Here is a 13,202-nt window from a genome sequence, read left to right as displayed (position 1 = left end):
CTCCAGTGGATCAAAGGGTCTCAGCTGTGCCGAGGATCAACGTGGCCTGGCTCGACAATGTGCCGCCGTTTGCGTGTGCAAGGGCCAACCGGGCATTGGCGACTTGCCGCTGCCCGGCCTCGCCACGCAGTTGCAGGCAGGATTCGACGATAGTGAACAGCCCGTACATGCCGGGGTGGCAACAGGACAAACCTCCACCATTGGTGTTGACCGGCAACGAACCGCCCGGGGCAATGTTGCCGTTCGAAACGAAGTGCCCGCCCTCGCCTTTCGGGCAAAAACCAAGGTCTTCGAGAAACAGCAATGTATTGATGGTGAAAGCGTCATATAGCTGCACCACGTCAATATCCGCCGGCGTAACTCCGGCCAATGCGTAGGCGCGTTGGCCCGATTCACGCGCGGCCGTGACTGTCAGGTCTTGCGACTGATCGACACCGGAGTACCAGGTGGCGGCAGCACCGCCAAGCAGATAGACCGGGCTCGCTTGCAGGTCACGGGCGCGGTCGGAGCGAGTCAGCACAATCGCCGCTGCGCCATCGGTGACCAGGCAGCAGTCCCGCACGCTCAAAGGGTCGGAGACCATTCGCGCTTTCAAACAATCCTCGATTGTCAGTTCGTCGCGGGCGAAAGCATCAGGGTTGAGCTGAGCCCACTTGCGCGCTGCCACAGCAACCTCGGCCAGATGCTCGCGGGTCGTGCCGTACTGGTGCATGTGCCGCGCTGCCGCCAGTGCATAGGAGGACAGCGGCGTCAGCGGCTTGTAGGGTTTCTCGTAGGGCGAAGCCAGGCGCATGGACACAAGCCCGCCGGACGCTGTGCGCTGGTTACTGCCATAAATAATTAACGCCGTGTCGCAGTAACCACTTTCGAGCATCAGCGTTGCGGCAATCACATGAGAATGGAATGCCGACCCGCCGGTCCGGTTGTTTTCTGTAAAGCGTGGCTGAATGCCGAGGTATTCCGCTGCGCTCAGACCTGACAATGCGTCATCTGGTGTGCAGACGAACAATGCATCGACTTCCTTCAAGCTGACGTTGGCGTCCTTCAGTGCCAAGACGGCGGCCTTGGCTGCCAGGTCCAGCGGTCGCATGCCAGGGGACTCGCCCATGCCAAAGGTGGCAGCGCCGACGATTGCCACCTGCCCTCGAGGAAAACGCTCCATTACTGCACTCCGCTTCGGTCCGGTCGAAACCGGCGATTGGTCTGGACTTCGAATTAATAACTAACATAGTATCAGCTATGAAGACAAATTAGCCTAAGCTGCAGAGCGCTGCAATAGCGCCAGGAATATTCCGAAAACAGGCCATTGAAAGGACCGCCCCCATGAGCGAAACCCCACAGCATCAAACCAATGAATCTACGGGGCGTCCCGCCTGGTTCGAGTGGGCGCTGGACAACCCGGGACGCTCACATTTCATAGAAGCCAACGGTAGCCGCCTGCACCTGCTGTCCTGGAACTTCGAAGCACATGACAAACCTGTTTTGCTGTTCGTTCACGGCTTTCGTGGACACGCGCACTGGTGGGATTTCATTGCCCCCTTCTTCGCCGACCAATACCGTGTCATCGCCCTGGACCTGTCCGGAATGGGCGACAGTGCCCACCGCACAAGTTATGGCCCGCATACCCTGGCCGAAGATGTCATTGCCGTCGCCGAGTGGCTGGACACGCCGCACTTGATTGCAATCGGCCACAGCTACGGTGGCTCCCGCGTGCTACGTGCTTGTGCAGATCGTCCGGAGCTGTTCGAGCAGCTGATCATCATTGACAGCTACGTAGTGTTTTCCGACCAGGAAGCGGTCAGAGAGCCGGCAAAAATTCGCGGTGATCGCGAATACCCGGACTTTGAAAGCGCCGTTGCACGTTTCCGGCTACTACCGCAGCAGCCCGACGCAATGCCCTGCCTGGTCGAACATGTGGCAAGGCACTCACTGCGCACGACGGCTACCGGCGTGCGCTGGAAATTCGACGTCAATCTGCCACCCGGTGGTGCACGCGAGGCCGACGGCGAACACCTCCTGTCCAGGATCAAGCGCCCCGTCGCGTATGTGTTCGGCGAACGCAGCGTCGTAGTGAGCCCAACCATGGCCCGGCGCATCGCCAGCCACCTCGCGGATGCACGCGGCCCCATCGCCATACCCGACGGACACCACCACTTGATGTTCGACCAACCCATTGCATTGATCAGCACGTTGCGCGCGCTGCTTGCCTAACCCCTGCTTTTTGTCAGCCCGAGGACCCGAACCATGGCCATCGATTACCACAAGCTGCTTGATCTGCAGATCCCCGATACACAGCAGAGCTACACCCACAAGGACAGTATTCTGTACGCCCTGAGCCTGGGCTACGGCAGCGATCCGCTGGACACCCATCAGTTGCCCCTGGTGTATGAAGCCGAGTTGCGCGCGGTACCGACTATGGGCGTGGTGCTCGCTCATCCCGGCTATTGGCCGCGCACCCTCGACACAGGTCTCGATTGGGTGCGCATCGTGCACGCCGAGCAGGGACTGGTCTTGCACAAGCCGTTGCCCGCCGAGGCCCGGGTTATTGGCAAATCGCGGGTCGTCGACATCATCGACAAGGGTGCTGACAAAGGCGCGTTGATCACTTACGAGCGACGCATTCTGGAGGCTGACAGTGGCGAGCCGCTGTGCACCATCAGCCAGACCATGCTGGCACGCGGCGACGGCGGTTTCGGCGGACCGCAACGCAGTGCCCCAGCGCCCCACACCGTGCCCGAGCGTGCCCCTGACTACATCATCGATCTGGCTACTGCCGAAAACATGGCGCTGCTCTATCGCTTGAATGGCGACTGGAACCCTTTGCACGCCGATCCAGCGGTAGCCGCCAAGGCCGGTTTTCAACGGCCGATCCTGCACGGACTGGCCACCTGGGGTCTGGCGGGGCGCGCGATCATGCAAGCGGTGTGTGCATTCGATGGTCGCCAGATTGCGTCCATCTTCGGGCGCTTCACCGCCCCCGCGTACCCCGGTGAAACCTTCCGCACGGAAATCTGGATCGATGGCCCGGTCATCTCATTTCGGGTTCGCAGCGTTGAACGCGATGTAGTAGTCATCAATAACGGTCGAGCCGAACTCAGAAGCTAAGGCCACTGACAGCCATGGAGCACTTCATGACACCCAATGACATTCGTTTGGACGGAAAAGTCGCCCTGATTACAGCCGGGGCCAATGGTATCGGCGCCGGAATTGCCCTGAACCTGGCCCGCTTCGGAGCCCACGTGGCCATCGCCGATATCGACCGGGCCAGCGGCGAGCAGTTGGTGCACGCCATCGAGACAGAAGGCGGCCAGGCGCTGTTCCTGGAAACCGACGTCAACCATACGGAGCAGATCACCGCAGCCGTGGCGCGGACTGCCGAGCATTTCGGCCGCCTCGACATCCTGGTCAATAATGCCGGCGGCGTGCGCAACGGCAGTTTTCTGGAACAAAGCGAACGCAGCTGGCGGCGCCATATCGACTTCAACTTTATCAGCATGCTGACCGCGACCCAGGCTGCCGCGAAAGTGATGGTTGAAGCCGCCCAAGGCGGTACGATCATCAATATCGCCAGCAGCGAAGGCTTGCGAGCGGCGCCGGGCTTTGCCGTGTACGCCGCTTGCAAGGCCGGCATGATCAGTTTCAGCCGTTCGATGGCGCTGGAGCTTTCCGGGCATGACATTCGCGTGCATGCATTGGCGCCAGACATGATCATGACCGACGGTTTGAGACCCTATATGGAAGCTGGCGGCGAAGCCGGCAAAGCCGCCCGCGATCGTTACATCCCTCTTGGGCGTACCGGATCGACCGATGAATTGGCTGGCGTTGTGGTGTTTCTGGCGTCGAACATGTCGTCCTATGTTACCGGCTTGACCGTACCGGTGGATGGCGGTGCCATCGCCTCTAGCGGCTGGACGCGTTCACCCACCACCGGCGAGTGGAACCTCTATCACGCCTGAGCAGTACCCGAAGGCTTGCGGATTGAATGCCGCAAGCCTTCGGGCAAGGGTTACTCGCTGGACAGCAGCACGGCCCCGGCCAAAGGGCCGCCGCCATTACTTGCCACCGCCAGACGCGGTTGACCCGGTACTTGCCGCGCCCCGCCTTCGCCGCGCAATTGCACCACGGCCTCATGCACATGACCTAGCCCATGTAGTCGTCCGGCCGACAGCTGACCGCCATGGGTGGCCATTGGCAACTGGCCGTCCAGAGCAATGCGCTGACCGCCTTCGACGAACGCCGCCGCCTCACCGCGCCCACAGAAGCCCAGGCCCTCCAGCCAAAGCAGACTGAGGAAACTGAAACCGTCATACAGCGCGGCGACCTTCACATCAGCAGGCTTGTAATCGGTTCGCTGCCAAAGCCGCCGACCTGCCTCTTCGGCGCAATAGCGCGTCAGGTCGCCCATCTGATCCCAGGCGTCGCGACCGGTGAACGGGCCACAGATTGATTCGATGTTGACCGCCCGAGAACGCAGGTCCGGCGCCGTATCACGGTGAGAAACGATCAGCACCGTCGACCCATCGACCGGCACGTCGCAGTCGTACAGGCAAAGCGGCGTCGAAACCATCCGCGATGTCAGGTACTGCTCCATGCTCAAAGGCTCGCGATAGACAGCCTTGGGGTTGAGCGCGGCATTGCGACGGGCGTTGATGGCAACCGCCGCCAGTTGCTCGCGGGTCGCGCCAAATTCATGGAAATAACGGCTGGCAACCAACCCCACCCAGTTGGCGGCCGAGGCAGCCTGAAACGGCACCTGGAATTCACCAAAGCCCGATACGCGCCCTTCTCCTCCAACGGAGCTTGAACGCACGCCCGTAGCCAACGCGCTGGATTCGGTGACGGTACGAAAACAGATGACGTGCCTGGCCTGGCCTGAGGCGACCGCCATGCAGGCATTGATCAAGGCACTCATCTGCGTGGCTTCGTTACCCGCGCTGTACCAGCTCAATTCCAGGCCTAGCGATTCCTTGACCTGGCCGATGGACACCGGGGAAAACGCCGGCATATCGGCACGGTAGCCTGGCCAGCTGGCAACACCGTCGATTTCCTTGCGGTCCAGGCCGGCATCCTCCAGCGCCGCCAATATGGCTTCCAGCGTCAGGTCCAGGCCACTACGCCCAAGCCTGCGTCCGACTGCCGATTGCCCGATGCCGGAGATGATCGCTTGGCGCTCTGGAGCCGTGGTCATGAAAATTCCTCTTGTTTTTTTGATCTGGAGTCATCGCCTGTCTTCACTTCGGACCGGCATATATGCAATTGCCAGGGTCTTGAGTATTGACCCACCTGCAACACTGCGGCAGACTCTAAAAAATGTCAAACAGTCAGTTATTGGAAGTTGCGGATGTTACGCAGGTCTGGAACTGGCGCTAAGATAGCGGGAAATCTCTGCTCTCGTCCCGAGCGTAGAGAGGCACCTACAAAAACAAAATTCGAGGTGAAGATCCATGGCAGCACGTGAACCCGGCTGGAGCACTGACCAGCTAGACACCATCAACGCCGTCTTGCAGCGCGCTACCGAGAAGTATGGCGACCGCCAGTTCATGGATTTTCTTGGCGACACCTACAGCTTTGCCGATATCAACCAGGCCGCCTGTCGCCTGGCCAATGGCTTGAGCAAACTGGGGGTCAAGAAAGGCCAGACCGTGGTAACGCTGCTGGATAACTCCGCCGACGCCGTCTTTATCTGGTTTGCCATCAATAAACTCGGCGCTGTCAGTGTGCCGGTCAACACGGCACTCAAAGGTGAGTTCCTGCGCCATCAAGTGGGTGATGCCGGCGCCGCCGTGGTCATTGCCGAGAGTGACTATGCCGATCGGGTCGCGGCCATTGCCGACATACTGCCTGAACTGACCACCCTGGTTCACCGCGGCGCCATCCCAACGGTGACAATCAATCAGACACTGCTGGCCTGGAATGACCTGCTCAGTGACGACTCCAGCGAGCCGGACGTGCAAGTCATGCCCCATGACCTAGCGATGCTCATCTATACCGGCGGCACCACTGGCCCTTCCAAGGGTTGCATGGTCAGCCACAACTATACCTGCAGCCTAGCGCGGCAAATGCTGGTGATTACTAATCGCCAGGAAGACACCATTACTTGGTCGCCGCTGCCACTGTTCCATCTCAACGCGGTGGCCACGACCGTCGTTGCCAACATGATGGTCGGCGCCCGGATCGCCATTTACCCACGTTTCTCTGTGTCCAATTTCTGGCCGCAGATAGAGCGTACCGGCGCCAACGATGTGCAATTGCTCGCCGCGATGATGCCCATGCTGGCGGGCGCACCGGACAACGAATCCAGCCTGCGCTGCCGCGGCCAGGTCAAGGCGGTCTGGGGGGCGCCGTTCCCCGAGACGGTGCAGCAACAGTGGAAGGAACGATTCGGTGTCACCCACACCGTTTGTGGCGGCTTTGGCCTCACCGAATGCTCGCTGCCGAGCATTCTGCCTTTCGGTACTGTTGGCAAGCCGGGCAGTTCCGGCCTGCGCAATACCGAAGACTTCGACGTGCGCATCGTCGACGACAACGATGTCGAGCTGCCACCCAACACCCCAGGCGAGATCATCGTTCGCCCGCGCAAACCAAACGTCATGTTCGAAGGCTACTGGAAGCGCCCTGAAGACACCCTTAAAGTCATGCGTAACATGTGGTTCCACACCGGCGATATCGGCAAGTTCGACGACGATGACTTCTTCTATTTCGTCGACCGCAAGAAAGACTATCTGCGTCGTCGCGGCGAGAACATCTCCAGCTTCGAAGTTGAAAGTGCATTCCTGCAACACGAAACGGTCGACGAGGTGGCAGCTCACGCTGTGCTCTCTGACCTGGGCGAGGATGAGCTGAAGGTCACGATTACCCTGAAGCCAGGCAACGCGCTCAGCGAGGAAGAGTTGTGCCGCTGGGCCGCCGATCAGATGCCCTACTATGCGGTACCCCGATACATCGAGTACCGCTCGGCGCTGCCCAAAAGCCCGCTAGGACGCATATACAAGTTCCAGCTGCGCGATGAAGGCGTGACCGCAACTACGTGGGACCGGGAAAAGTCCGGTCTGAAACTGGCCAAACGCTAAATGACGGCGGCCAAGGAGTTTGCAATGCAACCCATACCTGTCTGGTTCACGGGCGGTGCAGGCAATCGCCTGGCCGCCGATGTTTCCGGCCCGAAGAGCGGCCCACCGATTTTGCTATTGCACGGTGGTGGTCAGACCCGCCACTCCTGGTCACGGGCCCATAGGACGCTGGCCGGTGCGGGGTATCGGGTAATCTCCCTGGACGCCAGAGGGCACGGACAATCGGACTGGATCGAAAACGGCGATTACGGCCCGCAATCCCAAGTCGACGACCTGCTTGCGGTCATCGACACTTTGGGAGCAGCACCCGCGTTGGTGGGTGCGTCGATGGGCGGGGTCAACTCATTGCTGGCCTGTGCATCGGAGCCGAGGCTGGCCTCGTGCCTGATTCTGGTCGACGTCGCCCCGCGCCTGGAACTTGAAGGAATCGAACATATCTTTCAATTCATGACCGGTAATGCCGATGGATTTACCTCCCTGGCACAGGCGGCCCAGGTCGTCAGTGCCTACAACCCCCATCGTAAGCAAACGAGTGATACCAGCGGGCTGGAGAAGAACCTCAGACTGCGTGATGACGGGCGTTGGTACTGGCACTGGGACCCGCGCTTCATGGCCGGAGATCATCGTCAGAAGGTTGCCCGCATAGCACAACGGATGCAGGACGCCGCTGGCAAGATCAACATCCCAACCCTGCTGGTGCGCGGACAACAAAGCGATGTGGTCAGCCCCGAGGGTGCACAAGAATTGCAGGCGATGATTCCACATATGACCTTCGTCGACGTGGAAGGCGCAGGTCATATGGTTGCTGGCGACAAGAACGACCTGTTCAATGCCGCCATTATCGAGTTCCTCCAACGCCACTACCCGGCACACTAGAAGAGGGCAACGCGCATCACTTCAAGGGCCGTCGCGGGCCCTTTTTTTATCAGGAAAATGCAAAGTGTGTGGCATGTGGCGCCGGCAGATCGAGGACGGAGCGACAGCCTGGTGCCGCTAGCACGACACCCGGCACAAAATTGACCGCCCGCGCTGCGTTCAGCGCTGCAGCGTGATCCATCCCATCCTCCCCCGGCTGTGCCGACAGCTCACAGCAGATGCGAGGCGAACCATCAATCTCGACCCGCCAGTTGGGTTCGTCAGCCCGCTGTCGCCAGTTCGGGCCGAGCCTCAGACACGCAACCTGCTCGTTCACGATTTCAAGGAAAGGACGACCATAGGAATAGGCGGTGAAGGTCCATCTCACGCCAGCCGGAGTTCCAGCAGGAATGTGCAGTCCACTGGCTTCGAGCACCAGGTCCTCCGGAGCCAGCGCGTATTCCTTGTTGGTAATTTTCACATCGTCCAATTCCAGCCCCAGGCCGTCGGCCACCATGCGAGCGGATTGACGCATGCCCCACAGCCATAAATTGTCCACCATCGCGCCGCTCGTTTGCTGCTGCACCGGAATGCCGAATCCGCAACCCTGGCTCAATTGCACGGCGGACGGATAGTGGGCGTTATAGCCGCGTTGCCAGGCTCGGATCGACGTGACCCGGCCGGCGTAACCGGAAAGAAACAAAGGCAGAACATCACTGATTAAACCAGGGATGTTGCCCCCTGCGACCAGCGTGGCGTTACCCGCTCGGCAGGCTTCTTCCAGTGCCGCAAGTTCTGGCTCTCCCTGCAGGTACCAGCCGCCGATGCCGGAATAGACATTGATGCCGCGGCGCAGAAAGCGCTCCACGATATCGACGTTCCACGATGTACCGTGCCATAACGCGCAATCGGCACGCACGGTGAGCAACTGTTCCAGATCCCGTGTCGCCGCCATACCCAAGGCCCCGATGCCGCTCAGGATGCCTGCATCGACGCCGTCCTTCTTTTCGTCATGAACGAGTACACCGACGAGCTCAATCTTGGGATGACCATCGAGAAGGCGGATGATTTGACGGCCCACGCCGCCGGTATAACAGACGATAACCCGAAGTTTTTTCACGGCGATATTTCTCCAGAGCCGTCAGGCGCAAGGTGACATGGCAAGGGTGCGAACAGCTTGGCTCAATCGCGCTCGTCCATCAGGCAATCCTGGGCAATCGACGCCAATAACTGTCGGTGCTGGTCGTAGATCCGCACATTGGACAAGGCACGTCCAGATTGCAGGCTAGGGCTGTCACAAACGAACAGCAGCCATTGATCGGCGCGGCAAGGGCGATGAAACCAGAGGGAATGGTTGAGGCTGGCGATAAACAAACGGTCGCGCGCCTCGATCAGGGCGACATGGTGCAGAATCGCCGCACTGTTGACCCAAAAATCACTGAGATAGGCCAGGCCAGCCGCCTGCACCGCGTCATCTTCGGGCAAGCGTTGGTGCAATTTTACCCAAAAGACCAGGTTCGGCTCGTTTGAGGGCTGGCATAGATAACGTTGCGGTTCGACGATGCGCAATTGCGCGCAGTTTTTTTCAAACCGCCCCCAGTCCGCCCGGTCACCAAGACGCAACTGAGTCATCGTGGGCAGTTCTTCAGGGTCTGGTACTTGCGGCGGCGCCTCGACATGAAAGAAGCCTTTAATGGGAGCCTGAAAGCTGACCTGAACATCGATCACCCGCCGCGTCTGTTGCAACCCACTGACATGAAAGTTGGCAAAGCGTTTGCCCTCCTGCAGCGGCGTCACCTGATAGGTAATCGGCAGCGTCGGTAGCGCGCCTTGTAAAAACAGACAATGCAGCGTCGCTGGCTGCTTGTCCGGGCAACAGTGCCGGGCAGCCAGAAAAGCCTGCGCCAACAGTTGCCCACCAAAGACTCGGCCATTGAGGTTGGCATCATGAACGTCACCGGTAAAAACCAGTGAATCTCGTTGTGTGATACACAGCAGGTCCGCCAATACCTGCTGATTCCAGAGCCGGGCTTGCACAACATCAGACGGGTTCATCGGGTATCCCGGCAGGCTTGTCAGAGAACGGAAACCGGACGTTTGATGTATTTGAACGTACCGGATGCGGTAGCTAGCAACTCACCCGCTTCGTTGCGCACTTCAGCATCGCAGAACGCCAGCGAGCGGCTGCTCGAACGCAGAAAACCTTGCGCATTCAGCACGTCCCCGGCCTGCCCGCCGGGGCGCATGAAACTGCTCTTCATCTCCACGGTGACGCAATGCTGGTCGCGCCCAGAGGCGAAGGTGCTGCAGGCCATGACCACATCCATCAGGGTCATGATCAACCCACCATGGGTGCTGCCACCGCCGTTCATGTGGAAACCCTTGAGCCGGACCTGAAGTCGCGCCCCCTCTTCGTACATCTGAGGCGCCCCGAGAATTTCCAGGTGCTGCATCAAGGGATCGATACCCTGGTCCGCCATGAGATTGGCCAGGAAAGCTGCACCGTCTGCCATGTGTTTATTCCGTTGTTCAAAGCGAGGTTCGGGAGGCGGGTTGGCCCACGGCCAACGGCTTGCCTGCGGATGAGCGCTCAAACGTTGCCGATCCGTCGAAGCGCGGATAGCGGCCCAAGGTCAACAACAGCAGCGAACACAGCGGGAATGCCAGAACGCAATAGGTCAGCATCGAGTCGTAGGTTCCGGTGCGGGAAAAAAGAATAGCAAAGCCGAAGGGTGCCAGGGTACTACCCAGGCCAATGACGCCCATGTGCAGGCTGTAGACCCTGGCGTAGTCGCGCATACCGAAATAACGCGCCATCAGGAACGCCGCGATGTCCATCTCCGCGCCGGCACCGAGGCCCACCAGAATCGAACCGAGCATGAAAATATGCATGTCGCTTTGCGTCATGAAAATGAAACAGCCAATGGCTGGCGTCATTAACACCACGAAGGCCACGCCCGGAGCCCAGAACCGATCGATCAAATACCCCACCACCACCCGGCCGAGCACCAGGGAAACGCCATAAATACTGAATACGCGGGCTGCGTCCGCCGCCGAAAGCCCTTTGTCGCGCAGCATTGGCACGGTATTGATCACCATGCCGATCATGGCCGTGACCGCCAGCAGCAGCGCAAAGTTACAGATCCAGAAGCGCCGTGACCGTGCGGCTTGACGTAAATCCATACCTGGCAGCTTGACCGCTTCGACATCAGCCCCTTCAGCCACCGCGATTTGCTTGATCAGCGGCGCTGCCGTGGACAGCCAGCTCAACGACAGCGGCAAGGTTACCAACAATGGCAACAGGCCCAGCAGCCAGTAACCTGCGCGCCAGCCCCACTGCCCGATCGCCCAGCTCAGTACGGGCGGCAGCACCAAGGCTGCCAGCCCGGTGCCGGAAAGGATGATCGCCAGAGCCAGGCCGCGATTAAGGTCAAACCACAGATTGACCAGCTGCGTCCAGGTTACCTGCATGGTCCCAAGCCCGGCGAACGCCAACAGCGCATATCCGCCGTATAACTGCCATATGGAGCCGGTGTTGAAGGTCATCAGCGCATAGGCCAGGGCCAACGCCACCAACGAGCACAGTGTCACCGGGCGTATTCCGTAGCGTTTAAACAGCCAGCCGGTGATCTGGATGGAGATCACCGAGCAAGCGAACAAAAAGGAAATGGCCGGCTGTATCTCGCCACGGGTCCAGCCGAAGGCTTCCTGCAGGGGTACGATCATGGAGCCGAAGGCATATAGCGGCGCAACACTCACGGAGGTACCGATCCCGATCAGGGCGAGGATCAAAACTCTCCACCCCAGGCGGAACTCGGTGAAGTCGATCGAAAACGTTCTTCCAGGCTTTTCAACAGGACGAGACATGCTGACACTCCATCATTTTTCATGACAGTCTGCCAGCAATCGTCCTCGACTAACAGGGAAATCAATGAAACAATTTCACCTGATTTCGTTAGACTTTATAAATATTTATGCAGATAAACGCGCGAATCACGCAAAACACAAAAAAATAATAGCTAACGATTTGTTATTTTACTCCATCCAGCCTCACCAGCTTCCGGATATCAAATTTGTTCGACTCACCCGATTGATGTCAGCACATCCACTCAAGGCCATGGTCGCATCGAGCTCTTTATGAATGATGCTCAGGCACTGGGTGACGCCCGCTTGCCCCGCCGCCCCGAGCCCATACAGGTAGCTGCGCCCGATCAATACGCCAGTGGCCCCCAGAGCGCAGGCCTTGAACACATCCTGACCACTGCGCACTCCTCCATCCATCCACACTTCAATAGAAGAACCCACTGCATCGACGATTGCTGGCAACATACTGACTGACGAAGGTGCTCCGTCCAGTTGACGCCCGCCATGATTGGAAACAATGAGGGCATCGGCCCCCTGATCCACGACGATTCGCGCATCCTCTTCATCCAGAATCCCTTTGATAACCAAAGGGCCATCCCAGAGCTTCTTGACCCACTCAACATCATTCCACGTCACGGTTGGATCAAATTGCGACCCCACCCACGCGCGCAGCGAAATCTCGTCACTGACACCTTTGGCGTGACCGACGATATTGGCGCAATTGCGGTGTTTGGTTTTCAACATGTCCAGGCACCAGCGCGGCTTGCTCAACACGTTGGCGTAGCGGCTCATGGTATTGCGCGAATGGGCCCGACCATTACGCACATCCTTGTGCCGCTGGCCAACCAGCGCCAGATCCAGGGTCAGTACCAGGCCTGAGCATCCCGCTGCTTTTGCACGCTCGATCAGGGAACGGGCGAACACGCGGTCGCGCATCAGATAAAGCTGAAACCAGAACGGCTTGGACGTAGCAGCAGCGACGTCCTCTATCGAGCACACGCTCATCGTACTCAGGGTGAAGGGAACATCAAATTGCTCCGCTGCCCTGGCCGCAAGAATCTCACCGTCAGCGCGCTGCATGCCGGTCAGTCCTGCCGGGGCCAACGCCACGGGCATGGCCACTTCACGACCGAGCATAGTGCTCCTTAGTATGCGTACTCCTACATCGACAGCCACGCGCTGACGAAGCTTGATGCGCTGGAGGTCCGCCTCATTGGCACGAAACGTCGTCTCGGTGTAGGACCCGGCATCCACCAGGTCATAAAACATCCGTGGAACCCTGCGGCTGGCGAGCCGTTGTAAATCATCAATCGTTGCAACGATGGTCATTGCGAATATCCTTTGGTCTGAAGTCCGGGCAGATCAAAAAAGGTGAACCTGCCAGCCGAAGGCGTACACACTCAACGGCCGACA

At 59.3% G+C, this 13,202-nt stretch carries 12 protein-coding genes; 5 read left to right on the top strand and 7 right to left on the bottom strand.

The genetic code is table 11. The features are described from left to right. Positions 1 to 10: 10 nt before the first annotated feature. Positions 11 to 1,162: a thiolase gene (locus JFU37_RS01675; protein ID WP_201112207.1), complete on the bottom strand. Its 1,152-nt coding sequence runs from the start codon at positions 1,160 to 1,162 to the stop codon at positions 11 to 13. A 161-nt stretch (positions 1,163 to 1,323) separates the two neighbouring features. On the opposite strand from JFU37_RS01675, the gene JFU37_RS01670 reads away from it, so the two are divergent. The 3 genes from JFU37_RS01670 to JFU37_RS01660 are packed head-to-tail and all read left to right on the top strand — an operon-like array spanning position 1,324 to position 3,956. Continuing rightward, positions 1,324 to 2,211, top strand: coding sequence for an alpha/beta fold hydrolase (locus JFU37_RS01670; protein ID WP_201112205.1), 888 nt, complete (start codon positions 1,324 to 1,326; stop codon positions 2,209 to 2,211). Between the two features lie 33 nt (positions 2,212 to 2,244). Continuing rightward, on the top strand, positions 2,245 to 3,105 hold the full coding sequence (locus JFU37_RS01665; protein WP_201112203.1) for a MaoC/PaaZ C-terminal domain-containing protein: 861 nt from the start codon (positions 2,245 to 2,247) through the stop codon (positions 3,103 to 3,105). Between the two features lie 26 nt (positions 3,106 to 3,131). Beyond that, complete coding sequence (locus tag JFU37_RS01660; RefSeq protein ID WP_201112201.1) at positions 3,132 to 3,956, top strand: SDR family NAD(P)-dependent oxidoreductase; 825 nt, start codon at positions 3,132 to 3,134, stop codon at positions 3,954 to 3,956. 50 nt (positions 3,957 to 4,006) lie between these two features. Here the strand turns inward: JFU37_RS01660 and JFU37_RS01655 are convergent, their stop codons facing one another. Then, positions 4,007 to 5,188, bottom strand: a complete 1,182-nt coding sequence (locus tag JFU37_RS01655; protein WP_201112199.1) for a thiolase family protein — start codon at positions 5,186 to 5,188, stop codon at positions 4,007 to 4,009. Positions 5,189 to 5,444: 256 nt separating this feature from the next. Here JFU37_RS01655 and JFU37_RS01650 point away from each other — a divergent pair, with 256 nt between their 5' ends. Then, entirely contained in the window at positions 5,445 to 7,070 is a 1,626-nt protein-coding gene (locus JFU37_RS01650) for an AMP-binding protein (RefSeq protein WP_201112197.1), read from the top strand. Between the two features lie 24 nt (positions 7,071 to 7,094). Beyond that, positions 7,095 to 7,946, top strand: a complete 852-nt coding sequence (locus JFU37_RS01645; RefSeq protein WP_242485685.1) for an alpha/beta fold hydrolase — start codon at positions 7,095 to 7,097, stop codon at positions 7,944 to 7,946. A gap of 49 nt (positions 7,947 to 7,995) precedes the next feature. Here JFU37_RS01645 and JFU37_RS31100 read toward each other — a convergent pair whose 3' ends face one another. From JFU37_RS31100 to JFU37_RS01620, 5 genes are all read right to left on the bottom strand, one after another. Beyond that, the gene (locus tag JFU37_RS31100) at positions 7,996 to 9,045 is read right to left on the bottom strand and encodes a dihydrodipicolinate reductase (protein ID WP_201112193.1); all 1,050 of its coding nucleotides are present in this window, start codon (positions 9,043 to 9,045) and stop codon (positions 7,996 to 7,998) included. A gap of 62 nt (positions 9,046 to 9,107) precedes the next feature. Further along, on the bottom strand, positions 9,108 to 9,980 hold the full coding sequence (locus JFU37_RS01635; protein WP_201112191.1) for an acyl-CoA thioesterase: 873 nt from the start codon (positions 9,978 to 9,980) through the stop codon (positions 9,108 to 9,110). A 20-nt stretch (positions 9,981 to 10,000) separates the two neighbouring features. Continuing rightward, a complete protein-coding gene (locus JFU37_RS01630; protein WP_201112189.1) occupies positions 10,001 to 10,438 on the bottom strand; it encodes a PaaI family thioesterase in 438 nt (145 codons plus the stop codon). A 16-nt stretch (positions 10,439 to 10,454) separates the two neighbouring features. Next, complete coding sequence (locus tag JFU37_RS01625; protein ID WP_201112187.1) at positions 10,455 to 11,792, bottom strand: MFS transporter; 1,338 nt, start codon at positions 11,790 to 11,792, stop codon at positions 10,455 to 10,457. A 183-nt stretch (positions 11,793 to 11,975) separates the two neighbouring features. Next, positions 11,976 to 13,118, bottom strand: coding sequence for an alpha-hydroxy acid oxidase (locus JFU37_RS01620; protein WP_201112185.1), 1,143 nt, complete (start codon positions 13,116 to 13,118; stop codon positions 11,976 to 11,978). Positions 13,119 to 13,202: the final 84 nt, after the last annotated feature.

Source organism: Pseudomonas sp. TH41 (assembly GCF_016650695.1).
Classification (GTDB): Bacteria; Pseudomonadota; Gammaproteobacteria; order Pseudomonadales; family Pseudomonadaceae; genus Aquipseudomonas.
The sequence above is the reverse complement of the archived record's forward strand: the minus strand, read 5'-3'. Positions and strand labels throughout refer to the sequence as shown.

Excerpts from the sequence above, each read along its gene's own strand:
- JFU37_RS01675 (WP_201112207.1), bottom strand. The coding sequence starts at position 1,162 with ATGGAGCGTTTTCCTCGAGGGCAGGTGGCAATCGTCGGCGCTGCCACC.
- JFU37_RS01670 (WP_201112205.1), top strand. The coding sequence starts at position 1,324 with ATGAGCGAAACCCCACAGCATCAAACCAATGAATCTACGGGGCGTCCC.
- JFU37_RS01665 (WP_201112203.1), top strand. The coding sequence starts at position 2,245 with ATGGCCATCGATTACCACAAGCTGCTTGATCTGCAGATCCCCGATACA.
- JFU37_RS01660 (WP_201112201.1), top strand. The coding sequence starts at position 3,132 with ATGACACCCAATGACATTCGTTTGGACGGAAAAGTCGCCCTGATTACA.
- JFU37_RS01655 (WP_201112199.1), bottom strand. The coding sequence starts at position 5,188 with ATGACCACGGCTCCAGAGCGCCAAGCGATCATCTCCGGCATCGGGCAA.
- JFU37_RS01650 (WP_201112197.1), top strand. The coding sequence starts at position 5,445 with ATGGCAGCACGTGAACCCGGCTGGAGCACTGACCAGCTAGACACCATC.
- JFU37_RS01645 (WP_242485685.1), top strand. The coding sequence starts at position 7,095 with ATGCAACCCATACCTGTCTGGTTCACGGGCGGTGCAGGCAATCGCCTG.
- JFU37_RS01635 (WP_201112191.1), bottom strand. The coding sequence starts at position 9,980 with ATGAACCCGTCTGATGTTGTGCAAGCCCGGCTCTGGAATCAGCAGGTA.
- JFU37_RS01630 (WP_201112189.1), bottom strand. The coding sequence starts at position 10,438 with ATGGCAGACGGTGCAGCTTTCCTGGCCAATCTCATGGCGGACCAGGGT.
- JFU37_RS01625 (WP_201112187.1), bottom strand. The coding sequence starts at position 11,792 with ATGTCTCGTCCTGTTGAAAAGCCTGGAAGAACGTTTTCGATCGACTTC.
- JFU37_RS01620 (WP_201112185.1), bottom strand. The coding sequence starts at position 13,118 with ATGACCATCGTTGCAACGATTGATGATTTACAACGGCTCGCCAGCCGC.